The 24,665-nt window shown below is 63.7% G+C and carries 26 protein-coding genes; 14 read left to right on the top strand and 12 right to left on the bottom strand.

Annotated features, from left to right (window positions below; all coding sequences use genetic code 11):
• Positions 1 to 6: 6 nt before the first annotated feature.
• From NKH90_RS04975 to NKH90_RS04960, 4 genes are all read left to right on the top strand, one after another.
• Positions 7 to 567 carry a sigma-70 family RNA polymerase sigma factor gene (locus NKH90_RS04975; RefSeq protein ID WP_352817726.1) on the top strand — a complete coding sequence of 187 codons (561 nt, stop codon included), beginning with the start codon at positions 7 to 9 and terminating at the stop codon, positions 565 to 567.
• Positions 564 to 1,412: an anti-sigma factor family protein gene (locus NKH90_RS04970; RefSeq protein ID WP_352540269.1), complete on the top strand. Its 849-nt coding sequence runs from the start codon at positions 564 to 566 to the stop codon at positions 1,410 to 1,412. Before NKH90_RS04975 ends, NKH90_RS04970 begins: the two co-directional genes overlap by 4 nt.
• A gap of 124 nt (positions 1,413 to 1,536) precedes the next feature.
• Complete coding sequence (gene purE / locus NKH90_RS04965; protein WP_023678468.1) at positions 1,537 to 2,034, top strand: 5-(carboxyamino)imidazole ribonucleotide mutase; 498 nt, start codon at positions 1,537 to 1,539, stop codon at positions 2,032 to 2,034.
• Positions 2,031 to 3,107: a 5-(carboxyamino)imidazole ribonucleotide synthase gene (locus NKH90_RS04960; protein WP_352817724.1), complete on the top strand. Its 1,077-nt coding sequence runs from the start codon at positions 2,031 to 2,033 to the stop codon at positions 3,105 to 3,107. The genes purE and NKH90_RS04960 overlap by 4 nt, the downstream gene beginning before the upstream one ends.
• A gap of 92 nt (positions 3,108 to 3,199) precedes the next feature.
• On the opposite strand, the gene NKH90_RS04955 is transcribed toward NKH90_RS04960, so the two are convergent.
• A complete protein-coding gene (locus NKH90_RS04955; RefSeq protein ID WP_352817722.1) occupies positions 3,200 to 3,622 on the bottom strand; it encodes a lysozyme inhibitor LprI family protein in 423 nt (140 codons plus the stop codon).
• 225 nt (positions 3,623 to 3,847) lie between these two features.
• On the opposite strand from NKH90_RS04955, the gene ykgO reads away from it, so the two are divergent.
• Both ykgO and NKH90_RS04945 read left to right on the top strand, forming a co-directional pair.
• Complete coding sequence (gene ykgO / locus NKH90_RS04950; RefSeq protein WP_006327841.1) at positions 3,848 to 3,973, top strand: type B 50S ribosomal protein L36; 126 nt, start codon at positions 3,848 to 3,850, stop codon at positions 3,971 to 3,973.
• 94 nt (positions 3,974 to 4,067) lie between these two features.
• Complete coding sequence (locus NKH90_RS04945) at positions 4,068 to 4,667, top strand: tetratricopeptide repeat protein (protein WP_352817720.1); 600 nt, start codon at positions 4,068 to 4,070, stop codon at positions 4,665 to 4,667.
• Positions 4,668 to 4,761: 94 nt separating this feature from the next.
• Here NKH90_RS04945 and NKH90_RS04940 read toward each other — a convergent pair whose 3' ends face one another.
• The 3 genes from NKH90_RS04940 to NKH90_RS04930 all read right to left on the bottom strand — a co-directional run bounded on the left by NKH90_RS04940 (position 4,762) and on the right by NKH90_RS04930 (position 7,931).
• Positions 4,762 to 5,844: an NAD(P)H-dependent flavin oxidoreductase gene (locus tag NKH90_RS04940; protein WP_352489293.1), complete on the bottom strand. Its 1,083-nt coding sequence runs from the start codon at positions 5,842 to 5,844 to the stop codon at positions 4,762 to 4,764.
• A 213-nt stretch (positions 5,845 to 6,057) separates the two neighbouring features.
• Positions 6,058 to 7,488, bottom strand: a complete 1,431-nt coding sequence (gene pyk / locus NKH90_RS04935; RefSeq protein WP_352613456.1) for a pyruvate kinase — start codon at positions 7,486 to 7,488, stop codon at positions 6,058 to 6,060.
• Positions 7,485 to 7,931, bottom strand: a complete 447-nt coding sequence (locus NKH90_RS04930; RefSeq protein WP_352489443.1) for a DUF1036 domain-containing protein — start codon at positions 7,929 to 7,931, stop codon at positions 7,485 to 7,487. Before NKH90_RS04930 ends, pyk begins: the two co-directional genes overlap by 4 nt.
• Positions 7,932 to 8,217: 286 nt before the next feature.
• On the opposite strand from NKH90_RS04930, the gene NKH90_RS04925 reads away from it, so the two are divergent.
• From NKH90_RS04925 to NKH90_RS04905, 5 genes are all read left to right on the top strand, one after another.
• Complete coding sequence (locus NKH90_RS04925) at positions 8,218 to 9,015, top strand: N-formylglutamate amidohydrolase (RefSeq protein WP_352817717.1); 798 nt, start codon at positions 8,218 to 8,220, stop codon at positions 9,013 to 9,015.
• 26 nt (positions 9,016 to 9,041) lie between these two features.
• Positions 9,042 to 9,350, top strand: a complete 309-nt coding sequence (locus NKH90_RS04920) for a DUF1244 domain-containing protein (RefSeq protein WP_352471171.1) — start codon at positions 9,042 to 9,044, stop codon at positions 9,348 to 9,350.
• 10 nt (positions 9,351 to 9,360) lie between these two features.
• Positions 9,361 to 9,822: a cupin domain-containing protein gene (locus NKH90_RS04915; RefSeq protein WP_352613450.1), complete on the top strand. Its 462-nt coding sequence runs from the start codon at positions 9,361 to 9,363 to the stop codon at positions 9,820 to 9,822.
• A 146-nt stretch (positions 9,823 to 9,968) separates the two neighbouring features.
• A complete protein-coding gene (locus NKH90_RS04910; protein WP_352817715.1) occupies positions 9,969 to 11,150 on the top strand; it encodes an MFS transporter in 1,182 nt (393 codons plus the stop codon).
• Positions 11,151 to 11,204: 54 nt separating this feature from the next.
• Entirely contained in the window at positions 11,205 to 12,116 is a 912-nt protein-coding gene (locus NKH90_RS04905; RefSeq protein ID WP_352817712.1) for an SDR family oxidoreductase, read from the top strand.
• Positions 12,117 to 12,183: 67 nt separating this feature from the next.
• On the opposite strand, the gene NKH90_RS04900 is transcribed toward NKH90_RS04905, so the two are convergent.
• The 7 genes from NKH90_RS04900 to NKH90_RS04870 all read right to left on the bottom strand — a co-directional run bounded on the left by NKH90_RS04900 (position 12,184) and on the right by NKH90_RS04870 (position 20,342).
• Positions 12,184 to 12,342: a DUF3309 family protein gene (locus NKH90_RS04900; protein ID WP_023678456.1), complete on the bottom strand. Its 159-nt coding sequence runs from the start codon at positions 12,340 to 12,342 to the stop codon at positions 12,184 to 12,186.
• Positions 12,343 to 12,440: 98 nt separating this feature from the next.
• Complete coding sequence (locus NKH90_RS04895; RefSeq protein ID WP_352817709.1) at positions 12,441 to 15,617, bottom strand: efflux RND transporter permease subunit; 3,177 nt, start codon at positions 15,615 to 15,617, stop codon at positions 12,441 to 12,443.
• A gap of 2 nt (positions 15,618 to 15,619) precedes the next feature.
• Positions 15,620 to 16,831, bottom strand: coding sequence for an efflux RND transporter periplasmic adaptor subunit (locus NKH90_RS04890; protein WP_352817707.1), 1,212 nt, complete (start codon positions 16,829 to 16,831; stop codon positions 15,620 to 15,622).
• Between the two features lie 122 nt (positions 16,832 to 16,953).
• On the bottom strand, positions 16,954 to 17,097 hold the full coding sequence (locus NKH90_RS04885; protein ID WP_352452504.1) for a hypothetical protein: 144 nt from the start codon (positions 17,095 to 17,097) through the stop codon (positions 16,954 to 16,956).
• A 37-nt stretch (positions 17,098 to 17,134) separates the two neighbouring features.
• Positions 17,135 to 18,244 carry a patatin-like phospholipase family protein gene (locus NKH90_RS04880; RefSeq protein WP_352817817.1) on the bottom strand — a complete coding sequence of 370 codons (1,110 nt, stop codon included), beginning with the start codon at positions 18,242 to 18,244 and terminating at the stop codon, positions 17,135 to 17,137.
• A 29-nt stretch (positions 18,245 to 18,273) separates the two neighbouring features.
• Entirely contained in the window at positions 18,274 to 19,053 is a 780-nt protein-coding gene (locus NKH90_RS04875; RefSeq protein WP_352452505.1) for a 3-hydroxybutyrate dehydrogenase, read from the bottom strand.
• Between the two features lie 200 nt (positions 19,054 to 19,253).
• Complete coding sequence (locus tag NKH90_RS04870; RefSeq protein WP_352817701.1) at positions 19,254 to 20,342, bottom strand: citrate synthase/methylcitrate synthase; 1,089 nt, start codon at positions 20,340 to 20,342, stop codon at positions 19,254 to 19,256.
• Positions 20,343 to 20,434: 92 nt separating this feature from the next.
• Here NKH90_RS04870 and NKH90_RS04865 point away from each other — a divergent pair, with 92 nt between their 5' ends.
• A complete protein-coding gene (locus NKH90_RS04865) occupies positions 20,435 to 21,583 on the top strand; it encodes a citrate/2-methylcitrate synthase (RefSeq protein WP_352452507.1) in 1,149 nt (382 codons plus the stop codon).
• Positions 21,584 to 21,656: 73 nt separating this feature from the next.
• Here the strand turns inward: NKH90_RS04865 and phaR are convergent, their stop codons facing one another.
• Positions 21,657 to 22,265, bottom strand: coding sequence for a polyhydroxyalkanoate synthesis repressor PhaR (gene phaR, locus NKH90_RS04860; protein ID WP_023678449.1), 609 nt, complete (start codon positions 22,263 to 22,265; stop codon positions 21,657 to 21,659).
• A 278-nt stretch (positions 22,266 to 22,543) separates the two neighbouring features.
• Between phaR and NKH90_RS04855 the strand changes: the two genes are divergently transcribed.
• Together NKH90_RS04855 and phbB are read left to right on the top strand one after the other, a co-directional pair.
• Positions 22,544 to 23,728, top strand: a complete 1,185-nt coding sequence (locus NKH90_RS04855; RefSeq protein ID WP_352817698.1) for an acetyl-CoA C-acetyltransferase — start codon at positions 22,544 to 22,546, stop codon at positions 23,726 to 23,728.
• 104 nt (positions 23,729 to 23,832) lie between these two features.
• The gene (phbB, locus tag NKH90_RS04850; RefSeq protein ID WP_352767641.1) at positions 23,833 to 24,558 is read left to right on the top strand and encodes an acetoacetyl-CoA reductase; all 726 of its coding nucleotides are present in this window, start codon (positions 23,833 to 23,835) and stop codon (positions 24,556 to 24,558) included.
• Positions 24,559 to 24,665: the final 107 nt, after the last annotated feature.

The following is a 24,665-nucleotide window of genomic DNA, read 5'->3' as shown; positions in this document are numbered from 1 at the left end:
CCCGGGATGCCGGGCGATGCGACGGTGTTGAACCAAGAGGCCGCGACCGAGCGCTTTCGCGAGGTGGTTCTGCCTCATCTCGCGGATGCGCTTGCGCTTGCCCGCTGGCTGACCGGCAACGCCGCCGACGCGGAGGATGTGGTGCAGGAGGCCTGTTTGAAGGCGCATGCGGGCATCGCCGGCTATGCCGGCGGCAATGCGCGCGCCTGGCTGCTGGCGATCGTGCGCAACGCCTCTTACTCCTGGCTGGCGCGCAACCGGCCGCGCAGTATCGTCGCCGTCGGCGACCTGAGCGACCTCGATGACATGACGGCTGCATATGGCGCCGGCCTGCCGGATACGGATAGTCCTGAGGCAAGCCTGATCGCCAAGGCCGACACGGCCGCACTCGAGGCGGCGATCGCCGCGCTGCCGCACCAATTTCGCGAGACTGTGGTGCTGCGCGACATCAACGGCCTCAGCTATCGCGAGATCGCGACGCTGCTTGGCGTGCCGCTAGGCACGGTGATGTCGCGGCTGGCGAGAGCGCGCGGTCTGCTGATATCCCAACTTGGGAGGGCGCCATGAGCGCGCACAACGATGGACTGCCCGATGACCCGGCGGGCGTGGAACTGATGATCCATGCCTTGGTCGATGGCGAGCTCGACGCAGCGGCAGCATTGGCGGTCGAGCGGCGCATTGCCGCCGATCCGGCGCTCGCGGCCGAGCATGCCCGCATCGTGGCGCTGCAGTCCGCTGTCGGCAGGCTGGCGCTGCCACAGGTCAGCGACGCCCTCAATGCGCGCATCGCGGCGATCGGCGCGACTGGCGAGGCACAGGCTCGGCCGGCGCCGACGCGGCCGCCGCAAACCGTGCCAACCCACATGCGGCCAACCCAAACGCGGCCGGGCCGCTTCGGCGCGTTCGACTGGCGCGCAATGGCGGCATCGATCCTCGTCACCGCCGTGCTGGCCAGCGGCGTGACGCAATGGGTGATGCTCAGCGGGGCGCCCGACAGCTTTGCCGCCGCAGTCGCCAGCGGCCATCGCCGCAGCCTGCTGGCAGCCAGCCCCGTGGACGTCGTCTCGTCGGACCGGCACACGGTCAAACCCTGGCTGGATGGCAGGGTCGGCCTGTCGCCGCCGGCACCTGACCTTGCCAGTGACGGCTTCGCGTTGCTCGGCGGCCGGGTCGAGGTGATCGCCGACCAGCCAGTGCCGGCACTGGTCTACAGGCACCGCGAGCACCTGATCACTCTCGTCGCGGCGCCCGAGGAAACCGGCTCGACAACCGCGCCGGTCGATCTTTCTACCGGTGGCTTCTCGCTGGTGCACTGGAGCGACAGCGCCTTTTCCTATTGGGCGATTTCCGATACCGAACGGCCTGAACTTGACGACTTCGTCAACCGCTTCCGAGCAGCGGCCGCCCGATGACAGACCGACCCTGTCCATGTGCGTAGCCACGGAGACGGCACAAGCGGCTTTGCCGTTTCCAGCCATCCTTGCGGCTCCCCTCGATTTCAGCTAATGCGCGCTTTTGCCGCCGGAGAGCAGAAGCTTGGACGATCACCGCGCCGACGTCGCCATCATCATGGGCAGCCAGTCCGACTGGGCGACGATGCGCCACGCCGCCGAAACGCTGGAGGCGCTTGGAATTCCGCACAAGCGGCTGATCGTCTCGGCCCACCGCACGCCCGACCGGCTCTATGACTTCGCCAAGGGCGCCAAGGCGGCCGGCTACAAGGTGATCATCGCCGGTGCCGGCGGTGCGGCGCATCTGCCCGGCATGACGGCGGCGATGACGCCGCTGCCGGTGTTCGGCGTGCCGGTGGAATCAAAGACGCTGTCGGGCCAGGACTCGCTGCTATCAATCGTGCAGATGCCGGCCGGCATTCCGGTCGGCACTTTGGCCATCGGCAAGGCCGGCGCTGCCAATGCTGCCCTTCTGGCCGCCGCGGTGTTGGCGCTGAGCGACGAAAAGCTCGCCGCCCGGCTGGATAGCTGGCGCGCCGCGCAGACCGCCAAGGTGGCCGCCGAGCCCACGGACGCGCCGTGAGCCTGCCGGCGGGATCGAGCATCGGCATCATCGGCGGCGGCCAGCTTGGCCGCATGCTGGCGATGGCCGCGGCCCGCCTCGGCTACCGCATCGTCGTGCTGGAGCCGCAGCCGGATTGCCCGGCGGCACAGGTTGCCAACCGGCAGATCGTCGCCGCCTATGACGACGCGGCCGCGCTTAGCGAGCTGGCTGCGGCCAGTGCCGTCGTTACTTATGAATTCGAGAACGTACCGGTCGCGGCCGCCGCGGCACTTGCCTCTACGGTGCCGGTCTATCCGCCGGCACGCGCACTGGAAGTGGCGCAGGACCGGCTGGCGGAAAAGAAATTCCTCAACGGCATCGGCATACCGACCGCCGATTTCAGCCCCGTCGACAATGACGAGGAACTGACGGCTGCGCTGAAAAAGTTCAACGGCAGCGGCATATTGAAGACGCGCCGCATGGGCTATGACGGCAAGGGCCAGCGTGTCTTCCGCAACATGGAAACAGGCGGCTTTGCCGGCACTTGCGAGGCGATGGGCAACGTGCCGTTGATCCTGGAATCCTTCGTCACCTTCGAGCGCGAGATTTCGGTGATCGCCGCGCGCGGCAGCGACGGCTCGCTCGCCGCCTACGATCCAGCGTGGAATGTCCATCGCAACGGTATTCTTCACAGCTCGACACTGCCGGCCGGAGTAAAATCCGAGACGGCGGCTGCGGCTCAAACGGCGGCGGCGGAGATCCTTGCAGCGCTCGACTATGTCGGCGTCATCGGCGTCGAATTCTTTGTCCTTGCCGACGGTTCGCTGTTGGCCAACGAGATAGCGCCGCGCGTCCACAATTCCGGCCACTGGACGGAGGCCGCCTGCACCATCTCGCAATTCGAGCAGCACATCCGCGCCGTCGCCGGCCTGCCGCTGGGAAATCCCGCCCGGCAGTTCGACTGCGTCATGGAAAACCTGATCGGCGACGATGTCAGGCGCGTTCCTGATCTGCTCGCCGAGCCCGATCTGATGCTGCACCTCTATGGCAAGGCCGAGGCGCGGCCCGGCCGCAAGATGGGCCATTTTACGCGCGTGAGCCGCCGCAGCTAGAGCATGATCCCGAACCGAAGGTCCGCGCTAGCGAAAAGTGGAATCCGGATTTCGGAAAAGATCATGCTCAAACACAAAGTTAGAACCTACGCTTACTGGATTTCGCCGCTCTCGTCCTCGTCGGGGCTGGCGCAGCTAACATCGCCTTCCGCGCAGGTCGAATCGGCGGTGAGCTGCTTGGTGCGATCGTCGGTCAGCCGCGTCAGGCATTCCGATATCAGCATCGGATAGATCGAGCCGCCTTCGCTGTCCGCGGCCGAATAGCTGCATTCCGCGTCGCGAAAAGCGATCCAGGCGCGCTGCGCCGTCTGCAACAGCTTCCTGGCTTTTGCGTCAGTTCCGCCGATGATTTCCTGGTAGGCCTTGTTGAGCTTGGCGTCGGCGGATTTGTAGTCCGCGTCGGCGCAGATGTTCATCATCTGCTGGCTGTCGTCGTTGCGGTCGCATTCCTGCGCATAGGCAACAGAACCTGCCGCGAGGACGACAAGACAGGCGGACACAAGAATTCGGCGCATGACGATCTCCAATTCGCAACCGCATCATTCCAGCCGTCTCAAGCCTGCGCAACGCCAGTGACGGATATTTGATGATACGAAACGGTCCGTATCGTTTAGGCAACGCGCTTGCGGTTGACACGGGCAACGCTCCTCGTCTATGAGCCACGCACAGTTCAAAGGCGCGTCTGTGGGCGCGCCTTAATAATTCGGCCCGTGACCGGGCCCAGACCGACGGGCAAGACCATGAAAATCAAGAATTCGCTCAAGGCGTTGAAGGCGCGTCACCGCGACAACCAGCTGGTTCGTCGCAAGGGCCGCGTCTACATCATCAACAAGACCGCGCCGCGCTACAAGGCGCGCCAGGGTTGAGTTTTCGACGGAGGCTGCGCGCCTCCGTTCGCATGATACGACTCTCACGCTAAATTCAGTTTGACGATCCGGCGTCGGGGGCTAGATTCCCGCGATGCGGATTCTTTTTGCATTTTTCACGGCCTTCCTCGTTTCCGGCGCTGTCTCGCTGCCGGCGTGGGCTGAAGATCCGACCACAACTCCGCCGGCAGCACCTCCGGTCGTCAAGACGAAACAGGCGCGGCTCGATCAGCTGTTTGCCGATCTCAAGCGCGAACGCAATGAACAGGCGGCCGAGCGCATCGCCGGACGGATCGGCAGCGAGTGGTCCCAGTCGGGCAGCGCCTCTATCGACCTGATGATGCAATGGTCGCAGAAGGCGATCGAAAACCAGAAATTCGATGTTGCACTCGATTTCCTCGATCAGGTGGTGACTTTGCAGCCGACCTATGCGGAAGGCTGGAACCGCCGCGCCACTGTTCATTTCATGATGAAGAACTACGGGAAGTCGATGGCGGACATCGACCGCACCCTGCAGCTCGAACCACGCCATTTCGGCGCGCTTTCGGGCCTAGCTCAGATCATGGCCGAAACCGGCCACAAGCAGTCGGCACTTGAGGCCTGGCAGCGCGTGCTCGGCATCTACCCAATGATGCGCAGCGCCCAGGACCAGGTCGCCGCACTTTCCGAGGAGCTTGCCGGCGAAGGCATTTGAGACCAGTAAGGGAGTAGGGGAATAGGGTAGTATGTGAGAGGTGCAGATTGCACTGTGGAACACATGCGCCCTACTCCCCTACTCCCCTACTCCCCTACTCCCCTACTCCCCTATAGGCCCGATCTATGCCGTTTGCTTCCGTGACGAGTTTCTCCACAAGGGCGGCGGCCGGCATCTCCCGCAGCTTCGCAACGCCCTGCCCGGCCCAAATAGGCAAAAAGTCAGCCCGCTTGCTTTCATCCTTTGCCATCGAAAGCGGCATGACCAGACTCGCCTGCAGCGGAAACGCCAACGCTGCATCTTCCTCACCAGCCATTTCCATCACAAACCGGTTGCGCACCACGCGCGCTGGGCGGCCAGTGAAGCAGCGAGTCACCGACGTGCTCTCGTCGTTGGCCGAGCGCAATGCTACGCGATAGACTGGCTGCACATTGGCTTCAGGACAGGCCAGGAAAGCCGTGCCGATCTGCACACCAGATGCACCAAGTGCAAAGCTGGCAGCAATGCCGCGACCGTCGAAGATACCGCCAGCGGCAATTACAGGCACCCGCACGGCATCAACAATCTGCGGTACGAGTGCCATAGTGCCGGCTGTGCCGATAGCAGGGTCGCCGGTGAATGTGCCGCGATGCCCACCCGCCTCGTATCCCTGGGCGATAATGGCGTCCACCCCTCCTGCCTCAAGCTGGCGCGCTTCCGAGACGGTGGTGGCCGAACACAAGACGGTACAGCCGGCCGCTTTCAACTGCTGCACAATTGCGGTGTCGGGTAGACCGAAGTGGAAGCTGACCACCTTGGGGCGCAGCTCGAGCACAATTTCGAGACGCTCACGATCGAAGGTGGGGAAGGGCTCGCCCGGCTCGGGCACCGGTCCGAGACCGACCTCCTCATAGCAGCCGCGAAGGCGGTCTCGCATACTTTGGGCTGCCGCATCATCGTGTATCGGCGCCGGGTGCGCAAAGAAGTTGACGTTGATCGGACGATTGGTGGCGTGCTGTGTCGCCGTGAGCTGCTCGCGGATAGCCGCCGCAGGCAGAATGCCGCATCCGAGCGAGCCAAGCGCCCCGGCATTGCTGACTGCCGCCGCCAGTTCCGGCGTGGTGATGCCGCTCATCGGCGCCTGGATTATCGGGTGCTCAATGCCGAGGAGTTCCAGAAGATCAGTGCGCATCCACATTGGATCACCCTCCTCTTTCTCCCAGGAGAGATTACCTTAACTGACTTCCAGCTCAAGATCGGATAGGGCCTTCGAACCGCTTCACGGCCGGCCACAGGCTGATGCAAGCTGGCGGAGTTCGGCGTTGATCGCAGCCCAACTGCCGTCAATGCACCGGGCCGCCGCGTTTACGACGCGCCATGCAGCCGGCCTATCCGGCAGCCGCGGCCGACATTAGCGGCCGACTTCCGATCCGACATAGGCGATGCGCAGCATGTTGGTCGAGCCCGGCGTCCTCAACGGCACGCCGGCCGTGATGATGACGCGGTCGCCCGGCTTGCCGAAACCTTCATCGAAGGCGATGCGGCAGGCGCGGTCGACCATGTCGTCGAGGTCGCTGGCGTCGGGGGAAACGACGCAATGCGTGCCCCACAACAGCGACAGCCGCCGCGCCGTGTTGAGGATCGGCGACAGCGCCACGATCGGCACTTGCGGCCGCTCGCGCGCGGCGCGCAAGCCGGTCGTGCCGGACGCGGTATAGGTGATGATCGCCGACAGCTTCAGCGTCTCGGCTATTTCGCGGGCGGCGAGCGAAATCGCGTCGGCTCCGGTCGCTTCCGGTTCCGAGCGCTGCGCGTTGATGATGCCGGCATAGGTCGGGTCGGTTTCGACCTTGGTGGCGATCCGGTTCATCATCGCCACCGCCTCGACCGGATAGGCGCCGGCGGCGGACTCCGCCGAAAGCATGATCGCGTCGGCGCCTTCAAACACGGCGATCGACACGTCCGACACCTCGGCCCGCGTCGGCACCGGCGCGGTGATCATCGATTCCAGCATCTGCGTGGCGATCACCACCGGCTTGCCGGCACGGCGCGCGGCGCGGGTGATCTGCTTCTGAATGCCAGGCACGGCTTCGAGAGGCATCTCGACGCCGAGATCGCCGCGGGCGACCATCAGCGCATCCGAAAGCTCGATGATCTCGGCCAGCCGGGCGACGGCCTGCGGCTTTTCGATCTTGGCCATGATCAGCGCCCGGCCGCGTGCGATCTTGCGCGCTTCGGCCAGGTCCTCGGGCCGCTGCACGAAGGACAGCGCCACCCAGTCGACGCCGGTCGCCAGAACCGCGTCGAGATCCCGGCGGTCCTTTTCCGTCAGCGCGCCGACCGGCAGGTCGGTGTCGGGCAGGCTGACGCCCTTCTTGTCGGAAATGGTGGTGCCGGCGACGACGGTGCAGACGATCGCCTTGCCGTTGCTGCTGACCGCCTTGAGCTCGAGCTTGCCGTCGTCGATCAGCAGGCGATGACCAGCCTCGACCGAACGCAGGATTTCGGGATGCGGCAGGTAGACCCTCGTCGAATTGCCGGGCTCCGGATTGTCATCGAGCGTAAAGGTCTGGCCGACGGTCAGCACCTCTTTGCCGTTGGCGAATTTGCCGACGCGCAGCTTTGGCCCTTGCAGGTCGGCGAGAACGCCGATCGGCCGGCCGACCGCCTCCTCGACGGCACGAATGCGGCCGACAAGCGTACGCATCAATTCATGGTCGGTGTGGCTCATATTGATGCGGAACACGTCGGCGCCGGCTTCGAACAGCTTCTTCAGCATCTCCTCGGACGAGGAGGCCGGACCGATGGTGGCGAGGATCTTGACCTTGCGGCTGCGTCTCATTGACTGTTTGTTCCCGGGGCGGCTGGAGCGCCATCCGTTGCGGGCTCGTCAGTCAGCTGGACCATCCAGCTTGCCTGCTCGCCCGTGTCATATTCCTGGAATCCGGCGCGCTGAAAGCCCCGGGCGACGCAATCGGTAACGCCGGCGATCTTGAACTCTTTTTCGGCCACGCACATGTTGATCGGGCCATCCCAGCGTCCGCCGCGCTCGGCGTCTTCTGCATAAAGATAGTAAAACCTTGATGACAACGGTCCCTCGATCAGCGTCTTGCAGCTCGATCCTTCGATGTGCCACCAGCCTTCGGTGATCCAGCCGGCCTTGGCGCGATAGCCGATGCCGACACCGACCAGGTTCTGCGTGGCGTTGCAGACCCGGAAATCGGCCCGTGCCGGCGAGGCCGAAATCACCGCGAAAAGAGCCATGGCCGGTACCAGGAGCGGCATGGCCAAGGCGTGGCGCACACGCAGCCTGCCGGCGAAACCCATCCTGAAACCCCTCAAGAACCACATTTGCATCTCTCAACGCCCCTTTTCGGAAAAGTCCGTACGCATGTCAACGCGCCGATCTGTCCAATTCCAATCGATTTAGAAGGCTCTGGCGCGCTTGCGGTCGCCCCTGCTCAGTTTTTTGGCAGAAACCGTGGCCAAACAACGGCATTGCGCAAGCGTTCTCTTCGTGGAATGACGATACCACCCTCCCCGAAAGCCAGCGAACAGACCTTTCCCGCCAATGACCCGATCCACAGTTTTCGCGCCTTTCGATATCGTCGAAGGCGATCGCAAGCGCGGCATGGTGCTTCTGGCCGATCACGCCCGCCGCGACCTGCCGGAGGAGTATGGCAGTCTCGGCCTGCCGGCGGCGGAGTTCGACCGCCACATCGCCTACGACATCGGCGTCGAGACTGTAACCCGCGAACTCGCAAGTCTGCTCGGCGTTCCGGCGGTGCTTGCCAATTTTTCGCGACTGCTGATCGACCCCAATCGCGGCGAAGACGATCCAACGCTGATTCGTCAGCTCTATGACGGCACCATCATCCCGGGAAATCATCCCATGGCCCCGGAGGAGCGCGAAAGACGGCTGGACCGCTTTTACCGCCCCTATCATGATGCCGTCGGCGCCATGATCGCCTCTGTGGCGCGAGCATCCGCGCAGGCACCCTTCATCTTTTCGGTGCATTCCTTCACACCGACCATGCAGGGCTCCGTGCGGCCGTGGCACGTCGGCATATTGTGGGACCTGGACGACCGCGTTGCGCGGCCGCTGATCGACATGCTCGCCGAGGACAAGAGCCTCATCGTCGGCGACAACGAACCCTATGACGGCGCACTGCGCGGCGATACCATGTTCAGGCACGCCATCGTCAACGGCTTTGCCCATGCGTTGCTCGAGGTCCGCCAGGACCTGATCGCCGACCGCAAGGGTGCCCTCGCCTGGGCCGAACGGCTGGCGCCGATCGTTGACGCGATAGACCGACGTGCCGATATACATGCGGTGAAAATATTCGGCTCGCGCACCGGGCCGGTATGATGAGGCCCAAGGGAGGCCAACATGACATGACCGAACTCAGCGAAGAACAAAAGCGCGATTTCGAAGCCGCTGCCTTCCGCCGGCTGGTCGCGCATCTGCGCGAGCATTCCGACGTGCAGAACATCGACCTGATGAACCTCGCTGGCTTCTGCCGCAACTGCCTGTCCAACTGGTACCGCGATGCGGCGCAAGCCGAAGGTGTCGAACTCAGCAAGGAACAGTCGCGCGAGATCATCTACGGCATGCCCTATGCCGAGTGGCAGGCACTGAACCAGGTCGAAGCCTCCGACGCCAAGAAGGCCGAGTTCGAGGCAAGGCGCCCTAGGGATCACTAGGGAGGACGCCGTGCCTAAGATTGACGTTGCCGACGTGCCCGGACGCAAGGGCTCATCCTATCCACCGCCGTTCGATGCACCCTGTGCCGAACGCGTGCGCCAGCGGCTAGGCAACGCAGGCGGGCTCACCGACTTCGGCATCAATCTCATGCGCCTGCCGCCGGGCAACTGGTCGAGCCAGCGCCACTGGCATTCGCACGAAGACGAATTCGTCTACGTGCTTGAAGGCGAGCTGACGCTCGTCGAAGATGCCGGCGAGACGGTGCTGCGCGCCGGTGATTGCGCGGCCTTTCCGAAAGGATCAGGCAACGGCCATCACATGATCAATAAATCGGGCGCGATGGCGATCTATCTCGAAGTCGGTTCGCGCTGGCCCGACGACGTCGCCACCTGCTCCGACATCGACATGATGAGCACCAACGCTGACGGCCGGTTTGTGCACAAGGATGGCGCGCCTTATCTCGAGCCGTAGGGATTTCGGAGTGGACCGCCGAGATGGTTGGCCGACGCGAGAGGACGTAGCGTCTGGTCCAAGCACTTTCGGCGAAGAGCGCTTGACTGTGAATTGAATCGATCTAATTTGCCGCGCAACGCCATTTCCGGACCGGATTCTACCCGATGGACGCGCAGAAAATCACGCAGATCGCGATTCGTGGACGCTGGGCAGTGGCCGGCATCTTCCTCGCCAACGGCTTCTTGACCGGCAGTTGGGCGCCGCAGATCCCGGTGTTCCTGACGCGACTCGACATTTCGAGGTTCACGCTCGGCTTGCTGATTCTGTTGTTCGGTGCCGGCGCCGTCACTGCCATGACCTGGTGCGGCCATCTGATCTCGAAGCATGGCTCGCGCACGGTGCTGCGCTGGTTCGGACTTGCCGGCAGCTTCGGCCTTTTGGTTGTGGCTCTGGCCCCCAACGTGCCCCTTGCAGCCATCGCCATGTTCATCTTCGGCGGTTCGATCGGCGGCATGGACGTCGCCATGAATGCCAATGCAGTGGCAGTCGAACGGCGGCTGTCCCGTGCCATCATGTCGTCCTCGCACGGCTTCTGGAGCCTTGGCGGTTTCGCCGGCGGCGCTTTGGGCGGTTTCGCCATCCAGAACTACGGTCACCTCGCCCATGCGACAGTGGTGACGGCTCTTGCCTTTGCCGTAATCGCCGTAGCGATCCGCTACCTGATCGCCGAGGACAAGCACCCAGTCGCCGAGCACCACAAATTCGCGCTGCCGGCAAACCCGCTGGTCTATCTGGTTGGGCTCATGGCGCTGCTGACAATGATCTCCGAAGGTGCGGTACTCGACTGGGCGGCGCTGTATCTCAGGCAGGAGCTCGGCGCCGATCTTGCCATCGCAGGCCTGGCCTATGCCGCCTTTTCCGGCGTCATGGCCATTATGCGCTTTCTCGGCGATGGCGTCCGCAACCGTTTCGGTGCCGTTACGACGTTGCGCGCCTCGGCCCTTGCCGCTGCTGCCGGCATGCTGGTGGCCGGGCTGGCTCCCTCGCCTTGGCTGGCCATTGCCGCCTTTGCCTTTTGCGGCCTCGGCATTGCCAACATGGTGCCGATCATCTTTTCGGCCGCCGGCAACCAGGAGGGCATGGCGTCCGGCACCGGCATGAGCGTCGTCACCACAATGGGTTACTCAGGCATTCTGGTGGCGCCGTCGGCGATTGGCTTCATCGCCGAGCACTCGAGCTTCGGCCCGATCTTCGTCGCTCTGTCCGGGCTGCTGGTCGTCGTGCTGTTGATGGCCGGCCTCGCTCACCGCGCCGAATTCGCTGCCGAGCCCGCACCGGCCGAATAGCGCTTGAACTCTTCGTAGAGGAAATCCGCCGCCAATGGCCGCCTCGGCCGCACGGTGGCCAAGGCCTTCATCGATGCCGGCTACGATGTCCGTGCCATCACCCGCAGCGGCAAGGTGCCGGCCGAGCTCAAAGGCGCCACGGCGATCGCCGGCGACGCGCTCGACCGTGCTGCGCTGATCCGCGCGACCGAAGGCGTCGATATCATTTTCAACGGCCTCAACCCGCTCTACACCGACTGGAGCAAATGCCTGCCGATGGCCGAGAATGTGATGGCTGCCTGCCGGGCGAACGGCGCGCTGCATCTCTTCCCGGGCACCGTCTACTATTACGGCTCGCAGATGCCGGCGGTGATCGCCGAAGACACGCCGTTTCGCCCGACGACGGAAAAGGGCCGTATCCGCGTCGCCATGGAAGATCTGTTTCGCCGCGAGGCCGACGCGGGTCTGGTGCGCACGATCCTGCTGCGCGCTGGTGATTTCTTCGGCGGCACCGGCAGCGGATCGTGGTTCGATCTGGTTGTTGCCGCCAAGATGACCAAGGGCGTCTATACCGCCCCAGGGCCGGTCGATCTCGTGCATGAATGGGCCTATCTGCCCGACCTGGCCAAGGCCTTCGTCGGGCTGGCTGACAATCTCGACAAACTCGGCTTCTACGAGGCGCTGAACTTTCCCGGCCATGCGGTGACCGACCTGCAGATCAAGGCGGCCGCGGAGAAGGCGCTCGGGCGCTCGCTGAAACTGACGTCGATGCCGTGGTGGGTGCTGCGTGCCGGCGGCCCGTTCGTGGCGATGTGGCGCGAGATCGTTTCGATGTCCTATCTCCGCTTCGAGCCGCACCGGCTGGTTTCAGGCAGGCTGGAAAGCGTTATCGGTACGATCCCGCACACGCCGCTGGAAAATGCAGTGTCGAAAGCGCTCGAGGATATCGGCATCGCCACGATCAAAACGACGCAAAAAGTTGCCTGACAACAAACCAAAAAAAAGGCGGATGGCCTCACGGTCATCCGCCGCTGGTCGGGGAGGAAGGTTGCGCTCAGATCCGGCCCATCAACAGCAGCACCAGGACAACGATCAGGATGACGCCGACGATGCCTGATGGTCCGTAACCCCAGGACCGCGAATGCGGCCACGCCGGAACCGCGCCGATCAGAATAAGAATAAGGATAATGATGAGAATGGTGCTGATCGTCATCAGAAAATCCTCGCTTTGAGGTTGCAATGACGGAACAATGCAGAAGGCCGCCCATTGTTCCCGGGCGGCCTTGCTTGATCAGGACCGCGATCCGGACTCTATTCGGCGGCCTTCGGGAAGGCGATCGCCGGTTCGGCGCCCAGATCGGCGTCCAGGCCTTTCGACGGGGTTTCGGCCTTGCGACGCCCGAACAGGCGGCTGAACCAGCCCCGACGCGCACCGGGTTTGACCTTGGCGCGAGTGAACACCATCAGCATCGACGGCGTCACCACCAGCGTCAGCACGGTGGCGAAGGACAGCCCGAAGACGATCGCCGAGGACAGCGAAATCCACCATTGCGTCGACGGCGCGTTGATCGTCGTCTCGTGATGAAAGATTTCGAGGCCGAGGCCGAAGGCGATCGGCAGCACGCCGAGGATCGCCGACACCGCCGTCAGCACCACCGGGCGGGCACGCTCGCGGCAGGTCTGCAGAACGGCCTCGTATTTGTCCCAGCCCTCTTCGCGCAACCGGTCATAGGTGTCGATCAGCACGATGTTGTTGTTCACCACCACCCCGGCCAGCGCGATGACACCGATGCCCGACATGACGATGCCGAATGCCTCTCCCGTCAGCAGCAGCCCGAGGAACACGCCGATCGTCGCCATGACCACGCAGGACAGCACCAGCCAGACGCTGGTGAACTTGTTGAACTGCGCCAGAAGCACGATGAAGATCAGGAAGATCGCCGCACCGAAGGCTTTGCTGAGGAAGGCACCAGCCTCCGCGCTGTCCTCATTCGAACCGGCAAGCTTCCAGCGAATGCCGCTGCCGAGGTTCATGTCGGCGACAGCTTTGGTGACCTCCTGCTGGACGGCAGCCACCTGGGCGCCGGCGGCGACGTTGGCCTGGACGACGACCGTTCGCGCACCGTCGATGCGGTTGAGGAAACCGACCGTCGGCTCCGGCTTGCGCACGACGAAGTTCGAGATCGGCACCGAGCCTTGCGCGGTCTGCACCCTGAGTTCGTCGAGCGTCGACAGCGTGCGCCGATCCTCGGGCAGGCGCAGCCTGATGTCGACTGCATCGTCGGCGCCGGCGGGCCGGTACTCGCTGAGCTTCAGCCCGTTGGTCACCAATTGCACGACCGTCCCGACCGCGGTTGGGCTGATGCCGTACTGCGCCGCCTTGGCGCGATCGACCTCGAGCGCCCAGTCGACGCCGGGCGGCGCCAGGCCGTCGGAAATATCGATGACGCCGGGCACCTTGGCTATGCGCGCGGCGACGGCGCGGGCCTTGTCGTCAAGGCCCTTCGGATCGACGGCCGAAAGCCTGATCTGGATCGGCTTGCCGGTAGGCGGGCCGGCTTCCGGCACGCGAACCTCGACGTCAACACCGGGAATGCCGGCCATAACGCCGCGCAGTTCGTCCAGGATTGAGTTCGCCGATTTACGCTCGCGCCAGTCGACGAATTCGTACTGGATCACGCCAACCACGTCTTCCGGAACATCCTGGCCGCCGCCCTGCGTCTTGCCGACGCGGGTATAGACAGACTTCACGCCCGGCCAACCGAGCAGGCGATTTTCCGCGGTCTTGGTGGCCGAGTCCATTTCGGCAAGCGAAAGATTGCCGCGGGCGTGGACGTAGAGCAGGCCGTAGTCAGGCTCGACATTCGGGAAGAATTCGACGCCGGCGCCGAATTTCGAATAGGCGTAGCCGACGCCGAACAACAGCGCCACAGTGAGGACAAGCACGGTGATGGGATAATGCACCGCCTGCTTGACCACGGCCATGTACCAGCCGTCGCGATTGTCGTCGGGGTGATGGGCCGGCGCCTTGGCAAATATCGCGCCCAGCGTCGGCGCGAAGACCAGCGCATAGAGCATCGAGGCCGAGAGCGTCACGATCAGCGTGATCGGCATGTACTTCATGAAGTCGCCGATAATGCCCGGCCAGAACAACAGCGGCGAGAAGGCGGCAATGCGCGTCATCGTCGCCGCGATGACCGGGCCGGCCATGCGCTTGGCGGCAAGCGCGAACGCTTGCTCCTTCGGCATGCCCTCGCTCATGCGTCGCTCGGCGAATTCGGTGACGATGATGGCGTCGTCGACCAGCATGCCGACCGCCAGGATGAGGCTGAACAGCACGATCATGTTGATCGTGTAGCCCATCATTGCCAGCAACAGGATGCCGATCAGGAAGGACGAGGGGATGGCCAATCCGATCAGCAGCGAGGCACGGCCAGACAGCGCGTAGAGAATGACGATGAACACCAGGATGACGGCGATCATCACGTGGTTCTGCAGGTCGCCGAGCAACTGGTTCACGAAGACCGACTTGTCTTGCGTGTAGGTGACGTGCATGCCCTCCGGCATCGTCTTGATGAAGGCGTCGGACACCTCCCTGACCTTGCCAATCGTATCGATCAGGTTGGAGCCGATGCGCTTCTTCACCTCGATGGCGATCGCCGGCTTGCCGTCGAGGCGGGTGACCGTCTCGGCGTCCTTGAATGTGGAGCGGATGGTGGCAATGTCCTTGGCCTGCACCACCGCATTGGGGCCGGCGACGACCGGAAGCGCCGCCACATCCTGTGGTGTCTCGATAAGCGAGGGCACCTTGACCGCGTATTTGCCCTCGGATCCTTCGATGTTGCCGGCGGCGACAAGACTGTTGGAAGCGCCGACCGCACCGATCAACTGGTCGAGCTGCAGCCCGTAGGAAGACAGCTTCATCGGATCGATGACCACTTCGACGAGGTCGTCGCGCGCACCCTGCAGCGAGCCCTCGAGCACGCCAGGCACTTCCTCGATGCGGTCGCGCAGCTCGCGCGCCGCCGCCGTCAGCACACGCTCAGGCACCTCGCCCGACAGCGTCACGACCAGGACGGGGAACTCGGAGATGTTGACCTCGGAGACCACGGGCTCCTCAGCCGCTTGCGGCAGGTCGGCCTTGCCGTCCTGCACCTTGCTGCGCGTGTCCTGCAGCGCCGTGGCGAGATCCGTCTGTGGCTGGAATTCAACGAGCACATAACCGCCGCCCTGGAAGGCGGCCGAGCGCATCTCCTTGAGGCCTTTCAGGCTCTTCAGCTTGGCTTCCATCGGCCGCAGCAGGAGGCGCTCGGAGTCTTCCGGCGAGATGCCCTGGTAGATCAGACTGACATACATCATCGGAATCGGAACGTCGGGTTCCGCTTCCTTCGGCGTCGACTGGTAAGCGACCGCACCAGCAAGGATGAGAAAGACCAGGACCGAAATGGTCAGCCGGGCATTGCTGATTGCAAGTTTGACGATGTCCATGATTACTGCGTCCCGGTCGTCGCTTCGCCCAACAGCTTTTGAATGGTCGCCTGGTCGGCTTCGACCGGCTTGACCACTTCGCCTTCCTTCACCAGTTCCTGGCCGGCGACGATGATGCGGGCGTCGGCCGGAATGCCGCCGAGCACCAGGCCGGTCGGCGTGTCGTCGACCAGGTCGATCGGGAAGAACACGACCTTGTCGTCCTTGTCGACGGCGCGAATGCCGAGATCGCCCTTGTCGCCGAGCGTCACCACCGAGCGCGGCAGCATGACGGCGTCGGTCGGCTGGGCGCTGAGCGCAATTTCTGCCGTCATGCCGGCCGGTACGGAACCATCGGCGTTGGGGATGGCGACTTCGACGCGGAAGGTACGGGTTGCCGAAGATGCATCGCGGCTGATGTAGCGCACCGTGCCCTCGACATTCTGGCCGCTGACCAGACGCACATCGGCCTTGTCGCCGATCTTCAGATAGCCGAGATCGCGTTCGCTGACTTCGCCGCGGGCGATCACCGGATCGAGCTTCAGAATGGTCGCCACCTCGCCGCCCTGCATCACGGAACTGCCAAGCTCCACCGGTACCCGGTCGATAACGCCGTCGAAGGGCGCCTTCACCTCGTTGCGGTCGAGTTCGGCTTGCGCTGCGTCCAGTAGCGACTTGGCCAGCGTCAGGTTGGAGCGGGCTGTGTCGAGCTGCAACTTGGGCAGATTGCCGGTTTTCATCAGCCCCAGGGCCGCAGCCAGCTCTGCCTCACGTTGCACGACAAGCTGCTTGGCATTGTCGACCGCCGAGATTTTTTCCTCGGCGGCAAGCATCAGGATCAGGTCGCCGGTCTTGACGTGCTGGCCCTGCTTGACCGGCAGCTTGTCGATGACGCCGGCGACGCGTGTCGCCAGGACGGCGCGCTTGTCGGCTTCGGTCAGTCCGGAAATGCGGATAGCGCGTGCATAGGTGCGCCGCGGCGGGGCTATGACCGCGACCGTGCGCAACGGCGCCTTGGGCTGTTCCGCCTCGGCGGTCCCCGGCTTGGCAGCCCCCTGTTTACCAGTTTGGGGCTTGCCTGCGTCGGCTGCCTTGGGCTGCTCGACCTCTCCTGCCTTGGGCTTGTTGTCGGCGGACGCGCTGCCGACGGACGAGAACTCGCCTGTCGCCATCCAGCCGGCGAACCCGATGAGCACAACAATGGCTGCAAGCTTGTGAAACCTGAATTTCGGCATCGTCATTTTTTCCAGTGCGCGGGGTTCGGCCAGGCCGCATCTTCTACTTGGGGCGCGTCGCCGATATGGGTGCGCGCGAGGCCGTATTCAAATTGCCGTGATCGGCGAAGCGCGCTTCTACCTCAAAGTTGCATCGCAATATAGTCAGAAAAGTTGATGGATTGTTGCTTTGTCCGCAAAGATGCGGCCGCAGCATCGGCTGTTGATTGCCAAAACAGCGGCATGGCAGCAAGTGTCAGGATGATTGGACAGATTGCGAATGCCATCTGCTTTGCGAAGCAGCTAGGCCGGACGGCGGGCGGCCTAGGGCTGCTTGCGCGCCGCAAGAAACTCCTTGACCCGCCGACCCGGCGCCGGCCCGCGCAAAGGCTTCAAGCCGTCGTCGAGTTCGCCGGACAGATCGATCGTCGGCCGCTTGCCGACGGCGTCATAATTTTCTTCCAGCCAATCACTGGCTGCGGTGCGGCCGAGGTCGCGCAGATAGGCAAGGAACGCCCATTCGGCATTGACCTTGGACGATGCCGACAGATCCTTGAACGCTTCGTCGGCATCGATGCGGTGCATGCGGATGTCGCGATATTCGCCGTGCGGCAATCGGCCGGCGGCGATCAGTTCCTTGACGAAGGCGATCGAGCGGAATTCGCGCAACAGCCCGGCGTTGAAGGTGATCTCGTCGATGCGGTTCTGGATCTCATTGGCGCTCTTCGGCGTTCCCTCGCGGACCACCGGATTGATCTGCACCAAAAGCACGTCCTCGGTGGCCGCCGTCTTGAAGAACGGGAACAGTGCCGGGTTGCCGCCATAACCGCCATCCCAATAGGGCACGCCCTTGATCTCGACGGCACGGAACAATTGCGGCAAGCAGGCCGACGCCATCACTGTGTCGAGGTCGATCTCGCCGTCCGAGAAGACCCGCAACTGGCCGGTCTCGACATTGGTAGCGGAAATGAACAGTTCCATCGACTTGCAGGCGCGCACATTGTCGAAATCGATCTCACGTTCGACCACGTCGCGCAGCGGATTGATTGCGAGCGGATTGGCGACATAGGGCGAAAATACCCGAGACATCGTATCGAACAGGAAATAGCCGGGCGTGTTCTCGATCGACCAATTGCCCCAGGCGACGTCCCAGGGCATGCGCTGTACCGGGCTGAAGCGGCCCTTTGCCGCCACCGCACGCCAGAAATCGTCGAGCTTCCGCCGCGCGCCCTCGACACCGCCGCGGACAAAGCCGTCGGCCAGCGCCACGGCATTCATGGCGCCGGCGCTGGTGCCCGAAACCGCCGTTATGTCGAGGCGCCCGTCCTCGAGCAGCCGATCGAGCACGCCCCAGGAAAACGCCCCGTGCGAGCCGCCGCCTTGCAGCGCGACATTGATCTTCTTTGGCTCTTCCGCCTTGCCGTTTTTCGGCATGGCGTGGCCCTTGACCGCTGGAAGCCTCACTAAGCGGTCCAGCCGCCGTCGACAGAGATGTGCGTGCCGTTGATCTGCGCCGCCGCATCCGAGCATAGGAACACCGCGGCCGCCGCAACCTGCTCGACGGTGACGAACTCCTTGGTAGGCTGCCTGTCGAGCATGACCTCACGGACCACCGTCTCGCGGTCCATCTTGTTGGCCTTCATCTGGTCGGGGATCTGCGCCTCGACCAGCGGCGTCAGCACATAGCCCGGACAAATGGCATTACAGGTGATCTTGTCGCGCGCCAGCTCCAGGGCGACAGTCTTGGTCAAGCCCATAATGCCATGCTTGGCCGAGACATAGGCCGACTTGAACGGCGAAGCGACAAGGCCGTGGGCCGAGGCGACGTTGACGATCCGGCCGCCACCGGCCTGTTTCATCAACGGGATGGCGGCTGCGATGGTGTGGAAGGCCGATGACAGGTTGATGGCGATGATCGCATCCCATTTCTCGATCGGGAAGCTTTCGACCGGCGCGACATGCTGGATGCCGGCGTTGTTGACCAGGATGTCGACCGAGCCGAATGCCTCGGCTGCCTTCGCCACCAAAGCCCGGCACTCGGCCGGCTTCGACATGTCGGCCTTGACGTAGACGGTCTTCACCTCGTGGTGCTTCGCGATCGCGTCGGCGATGGCGTGATCGTCGGCGGTGTCGGAAAAGGAATTGACGACGACGTTGCAGCCTTCGGCCGCGAGCGCGTGGGCAATGGCCAGGCCGATGCCCGAGGTGGAACCGGTGACGATGGCGGTTTTTCTGGCGGTCAAGGCGGCTTTATTCCTTTCGAGGCGGGCTCCCGTGAACCATGCTGCACTGCAACATATAGGCTCTCTGTCACCCAAGAACAGCGGATGTGTGGAGCAATGACATGAAATTTTTGTCATGTAGACCTCTCTCGTCCCGACGAGAGAGGTGTTCGGCACCGGCTGTTGCGACCGGTTTTCGCAAGTATGCGAGGGAAAAATCCTCAGGCGACGAGGTCCGGCACCGGCCCGATATAGCGCGACTGCGGCCGGATCAGCCGTCCGCTCGTCTGCTGCTCGCGCGCATGGGCAATCCAGCCGGCGACGCGCCCGGCAGCAAAGACGTTGGTGAACGCCTCTTTCGGAAAGCCCGCCGCTTCCAGCAGGAGCGCTGTGAAGAACTCGACATTGGTCTGGAGCGAGCGCGACGGCTTGGCGATGCGGAGCACTTCGAGCGCCGCCTGCTCCACGCTTTCGGCAAAGGCCAGCCGGTGGCCGCTTTCGCCCCTGGCGCCGAGCTGGCGCACCACCGCTTTCAGCACGTCGGCACGCGGATCGCGCACGCGATAGATGCGATGCCCGAAGCCCATGATGCGGCGGCCACGCGCGATCTCGCTACGCAGCCAGCCGGCGGCGTCGCCATGCGCCTCGATCGCATCCAGCATCTCGATCACCGGACCTGGCGCGCCGCCATGCAGCGGCCCCTTGAGCGCTCCGAGCCCGGCCAGCACCGCCGAAGTAAGCCCGGCCTGCGTTGAAGAGACCACGCGCGCGGCGAAGGTCGATGCGTTGAGGCCATGGTCGCAAACCGTCACGAAATAGGCATCGAGCGCCTTCGCCAATTTAGGCGAGGCCGCAATGCCGGTCAGCATCCGCAGCATGTCGGCGGCATGATCGGCCTTGCTATCGGGCGCAATCGGGCGTTCGCCGCGCTGCAAGCGCAGCAAGGCCGGCGTCAGCACGGCAGGTGCCGCAACCAGCCGCAGCGCGTCCGACAATTTGTCACCATCCGGCAGCAGGGCAATACCGGCGCGCATCGCGCTGTAGATATCGACGGATGTGAGAAACGGCAGCAAGGGTTTGATCTGCTCGAACACTTCGCTGCGCGCCCGACCGATCGCGTTCGCCAGCTCCCTGCCGTCGGGAAGATCGTCGAAAAAGCCGTCGAACAGCAGATGAACCACCTCGGCGTATTTCCAGCGACCTGCCAGTTCGGGCAACGAATGGCCCCGGATGGTCAGGCGGCCACCAAGACCGTCGACAGCGGAGAGCACCGTTTCCGCCGCCACAACATCATCGAGCCCATTCGCCATCGGTTTTCTCCTTGACCCTTTCCGGGTGGTAGATAAGGGTTGGTGACTGGACCATCAATCTTGATCAATGGAATCAACATGACAAGGCTGACATGACGGAGTGGCTGACGCGGGACGAAGCCCTGAAGCGTCTCAAGGTGCGAGCCCAGACCCTCTATGCCTATGTCAGCCGCGGGCGCATCGGCGTGCGGCCGGACCGGGCGGATCCACGCCGCAGCCAGTATCGCGCCGACGACATCGCGGCGCTGGCGAGTCGCCGGGCTCGTGGCCGAAATCCGCAGGCAATCGCCGAAAGTGCAATTGCCTGGGGTGAGCCGGCGATCGCCACCACGATCTCGACCGTTTTGCATGGCCGCCTTGTCTATCGCGGCCAGGATGCGGTTGCTCTCTGCGAGGCTGCCACGCTGGAGCAGACGGCAAACCTGCTTTGGGCATCTGACGCACCGGTGTCGTTCGTCTCGGCGAGCCGCCATGGCAACGGCGCAACTGGCCGGCCGGCTGCCTTCGCGGAATTGGCCGCGTTGGCGGCCAACGGCCGGCCTTCGCTCGGCCGAAGATCGGCTTCGCTCAACCACGATGCGGCCGGCGCCATCGCCGCTTTGGCCCAGGCGCTCGGCGCGATTCCCGGAACTGGTGCCGTGCACGAAAGGCTGGCGCGGGGATGGTCGCTCGATGCGGCCGGCGCAGACTTGATCCGCCGCTCACTGGTACTGTTGGCCGATCACGAATTGAACGCATCGACCTTCGCCGCACGGGTCGCCGCGTCCACCGGCGCACCTGTTTCGGCCTGCCTGCTTGCCGGCCTCGCCACGCTCTCCGGGCCGCGTCATGGCGGCGCCGCGGAGGCGGTCATGATGCTGGCGGAAGATGCGCAGAGATTGGGGCCGGACGCGGCTGTCGGACGCTGGCTCGGTCACGACAGGCCGCTGCCCGGATTTGGCCATCCGCTTTATCCCGACGGCGATCCGCGTGCGGAACCGTTGCTGGCCGCGATAGATGTCGATGATGGGCTGTTACGGCTTTGCGATGCGGCCTTTGCGGCAACGGGCATGCGCCCGAACGTCGATTTCGCTTTGGCCGCGCTGACGCGCGGTCTCCGTTTGCCGTCCGATGCGCCGTTCCGCTTGTTCGCGCTCGGCCGCAGCGTCGGCTGGGCCGCGCATGCCGTGGAGCAGGTGACGAGCAACGGCCTGATCCGGCCACGCGCCCGCTACCAGGGACCGCTGCCGGAGCAGCTCTAGTCTAGCCGCGCTGCTTGCGAAGTCTCAGCAGCACCTGAAGGAAGTTCCGACGCTGCACTTCGCCAGCCGGCAGTCAGGACATCGTGTCGAGCTTGCGCTGCATCGCGGCGATCTGCTCCTTCAGCTCCTGGAGGTCGTCGGGTTTTTCCGGTGTTTCCTTCCTGGCCGGTTCGGCCGGCGCCGCTGCCGGCGCCGAGCCCGCGGGCGGGAACGGCGTGAACAGCCGCATGGCGTTCTGGAACATTTCCATGTTACGCCGCGTCTGCTCCTCCAGCACCTTGATTGGTGTCGCGATCTTCATCATGTCCATCGGCGACTTGCCGAGGGCATCTTTCATCTGCTCGCGAAAGCGCTCCTGCTCCTTCGAGAAGGCCAGCATCGACTGCTCGAGAAAGCTCGGCACGATCATCTGCATCTGGTCGCCATAATAGGCGATGAGCTGACGCAGGAACGGGATCGGCAGCATGTTCTGCCCGTCCTTGTTCTCCAGCTCGAAGATGATCTGGGTCAGTACCGGATGCGTGATGTCGTCACCGGTCTTGGCGTCCTGGACAGTAAAGTCCTCGCCTCTTTTGACCATTTCAGCGAGATCCTCGAGCGTCACATAGGTGCTGGTGCCCGTATTGTAGAGACGGCGATTGGCATATTTCTTGATAACAATAGGTTCGTCTTTTGCGGCCATCTGCATCCTCCCCGGACACCGGGCAGCTTAAGTAAGCCGCCGGTAACGATTGCGCCTTTTTAAAGGATATGCGCAAAAGCGCCATGAATCCAAGCAGTTTGTGCAGTGCGGGAACATTTTATGCTGCGCAGCACGGACGGGCCGCCGTCGCAGCGACGGGCGGCATGCTTGCGGGAGTGGGACGCCATGCCCATTTCGGGTTTGACTCGGGTTGTGGAAAGGGCAAGAAAAGTCCCCGACGACACCCGAAATCGTTCCCCGAAAGCCTGGAGAAGAACATGTCCGCTTCCAACGCCATCGTTGTCGCCAGTGCAGCGCGCACGCCCGTCGGCTCCTTCAACGGCGCCTTCGCCAACACCCCAGCCCATGAATTGGGTGCCGTCGCCGTCAGGGAAGCGCTGGTCCGTGCCGGCGTCGACGGCAAGGAGGTGGACGAGGTCATTCTCGGCCAGATTCTGACCGCGGCTCAAGGGCAGAACCCGGCGCGGCAGGCGGCAATGGCTGCCGGCGTACCGCAGGAGGCGACCTCCTGGGGCCTGAACCAGCTCTGCGGCTCGGGCTTGCGCGCCATCGCGCTCGGCATGCAGCAGATCGCCCAGGGCGACGCGAGGATCATCGTTGCCGGCGGCCAGGAATCGATGTCGATGGCTCCGCATGCACAGCATCTGCGCGGTGGCGTCAAGATGGGCGATTTCAAGCTGATCGACACCATGATCAAGGACGGCCTGACCGATGCCTTCTATGGCTATCATATGGGCAACACCGCTGAGAACGTCGCCCGCCAGTTCCAGATCACCCGCGACGACCAGGACCAGTTCGCACTGGCTTCCCAGAACAAGGCCGAGGCCGCGCAGAAAGCCGGGAAATTCAAGGACGAGATCGTTGCCTTTACAGTCAAGGGCAGGAAGGGCGACACCGTCGTCGACCAGGATGAATACATCCGCCACGGCGCGACAATCGATGCCATGACCAAGCTCAGGCCCGCCTTCGACAAGGAAGGCACGGTAACTGCTGCCAATGCTTCCGGCATCAACGACGGCGCCGCCGCCGTGGTGCTGATGACCGAAGCGGAAGCCGCAAGGCGCGGCATCACACCGCTGGTGCGCATCGTTTCCTGGGCGACCGCCGGTGTCGACCCGCAGATCATGGGGACGGGACCGATCCCCTCCTCGCGCAAGGCGCTGGCCAAGGCCGGCTGGTCGGTTGGCGACCTCGATCTGGTCGAAGCCAACGAAGCCTTTGCCGCGCAGGCCTGCGCCGTCAACAAGGACATGGGCTGGGATCCGGCCATCGTCAACGTCAATGGCGGCGCCATCGCCATCGGCCATCCGGTCGGCGCCTCGGGCGCCCGCATCTTCAACACGCTGGTCTACGAGATGCGCCGCAGAAGTGCCAAGAAAGGCCTTGCCACGCTGTGCATCGGCGGCGGCATGGGTGTTGCCATGTGCGTGGAAGCATTGTGATGAGATAAGCGATACGAATAGGATGCTGGCGCAAAGCGAGTAGGGAATAGAGGGCAAACCCCACCGCTTCAACGCTCAGTCATCTGCATTTCCCGGGAGGACATATGACAAAGGTAGCAATCGTCACAGGCGGGTCGCGCGGCATCGGCGCGGCGATATCGGTCGCCTTGAAAAGCGCCGGCTATTCGGTCGCCGCAAACTACGCCGGCAATGAAGAAGCGGCGGCAAAGTTCAAGGCCGCGACCGGCATCCCGGTCTATAAATGGTCGGTCGCCGACTACGAGGCCTGCGCCGCCGGCATCAAACAGATCGAAGCCGATCTCGGTCCCGTCTCGGTGCTGGTCAACAATGCCGGCATCACTCGCGACGCGATGTTCCACAAGATGACCCGCGAGCAATGGAAAGAGGTCCTCGACACCAACCTTTCCGGCGTCTTCAACATGACGCATCCATTGTGGGGCGGCATGCGCGACCGCAAGTTCGGTCGCATCATCACCATCTCCTCGATCAACGGTCAGAAAGGCCAGGTCGGCCAGGTTAATTATTCGGCCTCGAAGGCCGGCGATATCGGCTTCACCAAGGCACTGGCCCAGGAAGGCGCGCGCGCCGGCATCACCGTCAACGTCATTTGCCCCGGCTACATCGCCACCGAGATGGTCAAGGCAATGGACGAGAAGGTCCTCAACGAGCGCGTCATCCCGCACATCCCGGTCGGCCGTCTCGGCGAGCCGGAGGAGATCGCGCGCTGCGTCGTCTTCCTCGCTTCCGACGATGCCGGTTTCATCACCGGCTCGACCATATCAGCCAATGGCGGCCAGTACGTCGCCTGATCGTTTGTCTTTACGTTGAGACAGATCCGCGCTTGGACGAACGGGCCTGCAAAACGGCCCGTTTCTATAGCGGTCTTCCCGTTGCAAGATCTCGATGCAGCACGCTG

The organism is Mesorhizobium sp. M0898, assembly GCF_040319695.1.
Lineage (GTDB): Bacteria > Pseudomonadota > Alphaproteobacteria > Rhizobiales > Rhizobiaceae > Mesorhizobium.
The sequence above is the reverse complement of the archived record's forward strand: the minus strand, read 5'-3'. Positions and strand labels throughout refer to the sequence as shown.

What these genes read in the sequence shown, in the direction of transcription:
- NKH90_RS04975 (WP_352817726.1), top strand. Translation starts at nt 7, where the DNA reads ATGCCGGGCGATGCGACGGTGTTGAACCAAGAGGCCGCGACCGAGCGC.
- NKH90_RS04970 (WP_352540269.1), top strand. Translation starts at nt 564, where the DNA reads ATGAGCGCGCACAACGATGGACTGCCCGATGACCCGGCGGGCGTGGAA.
- NKH90_RS04955 (WP_352817722.1), bottom strand. Translation starts at nt 3,622, where the DNA reads ATGCGCCGAATTCTTGTGTCCGCCTGTCTTGTCGTCCTCGCGGCAGGT.
- ykgO (WP_006327841.1), top strand. Translation starts at nt 3,848, where the DNA reads ATGAAAATCAAGAATTCGCTCAAGGCGTTGAAGGCGCGTCACCGCGAC.
- NKH90_RS04945 (WP_352817720.1), top strand. Translation starts at nt 4,068, where the DNA reads ATGCGGATTCTTTTTGCATTTTTCACGGCCTTCCTCGTTTCCGGCGCT.
- NKH90_RS04940 (WP_352489293.1), bottom strand. Translation starts at nt 5,844, where the DNA reads ATGTGGATGCGCACTGATCTTCTGGAACTCCTCGGCATTGAGCACCCG.
- pyk (WP_352613456.1), bottom strand. Translation starts at nt 7,488, where the DNA reads ATGAGACGCAGCCGCAAGGTCAAGATCCTCGCCACCATCGGTCCGGCC.
- NKH90_RS04930 (WP_352489443.1), bottom strand. Translation starts at nt 7,931, where the DNA reads ATGCCGCTCCTGGTACCGGCCATGGCTCTTTTCGCGGTGATTTCGGCC.
- NKH90_RS04925 (WP_352817717.1), top strand. Translation starts at nt 8,218, where the DNA reads ATGACCCGATCCACAGTTTTCGCGCCTTTCGATATCGTCGAAGGCGAT.
- NKH90_RS04920 (WP_352471171.1), top strand. Translation starts at nt 9,042, where the DNA reads ATGACCGAACTCAGCGAAGAACAAAAGCGCGATTTCGAAGCCGCTGCC.
- NKH90_RS04910 (WP_352817715.1), top strand. Translation starts at nt 9,969, where the DNA reads ATGGACGCGCAGAAAATCACGCAGATCGCGATTCGTGGACGCTGGGCA.
- NKH90_RS04900 (WP_023678456.1), bottom strand. Translation starts at nt 12,342, where the DNA reads ATGACGATCAGCACCATTCTCATCATTATCCTTATTCTTATTCTGATC.
- NKH90_RS04895 (WP_352817709.1), bottom strand. Translation starts at nt 15,617, where the DNA reads ATGGACATCGTCAAACTTGCAATCAGCAATGCCCGGCTGACCATTTCG.
- NKH90_RS04890 (WP_352817707.1), bottom strand. Translation starts at nt 16,831, where the DNA reads ATGCCGAAATTCAGGTTTCACAAGCTTGCAGCCATTGTTGTGCTCATC.
- NKH90_RS04885 (WP_352452504.1), bottom strand. Translation starts at nt 17,097, where the DNA reads ATGGCATTCGCAATCTGTCCAATCATCCTGACACTTGCTGCCATGCCG.
- NKH90_RS04880 (WP_352817817.1), bottom strand. Translation starts at nt 18,244, where the DNA reads ATGCCGAAAAACGGCAAGGCGGAAGAGCCAAAGAAGATCAATGTCGCG.
- NKH90_RS04870 (WP_352817701.1), bottom strand. Translation starts at nt 20,342, where the DNA reads ATGGCGAATGGGCTCGATGATGTTGTGGCGGCGGAAACGGTGCTCTCC.
- NKH90_RS04865 (WP_352452507.1), top strand. Translation starts at nt 20,435, where the DNA reads ATGACGGAGTGGCTGACGCGGGACGAAGCCCTGAAGCGTCTCAAGGTG.
- phaR (WP_023678449.1), bottom strand. Translation starts at nt 22,265, where the DNA reads ATGGCCGCAAAAGACGAACCTATTGTTATCAAGAAATATGCCAATCGC.
- NKH90_RS04855 (WP_352817698.1), top strand. Translation starts at nt 22,544, where the DNA reads ATGTCCGCTTCCAACGCCATCGTTGTCGCCAGTGCAGCGCGCACGCCC.
- phbB (WP_352767641.1), top strand. Translation starts at nt 23,833, where the DNA reads ATGACAAAGGTAGCAATCGTCACAGGCGGGTCGCGCGGCATCGGCGCG.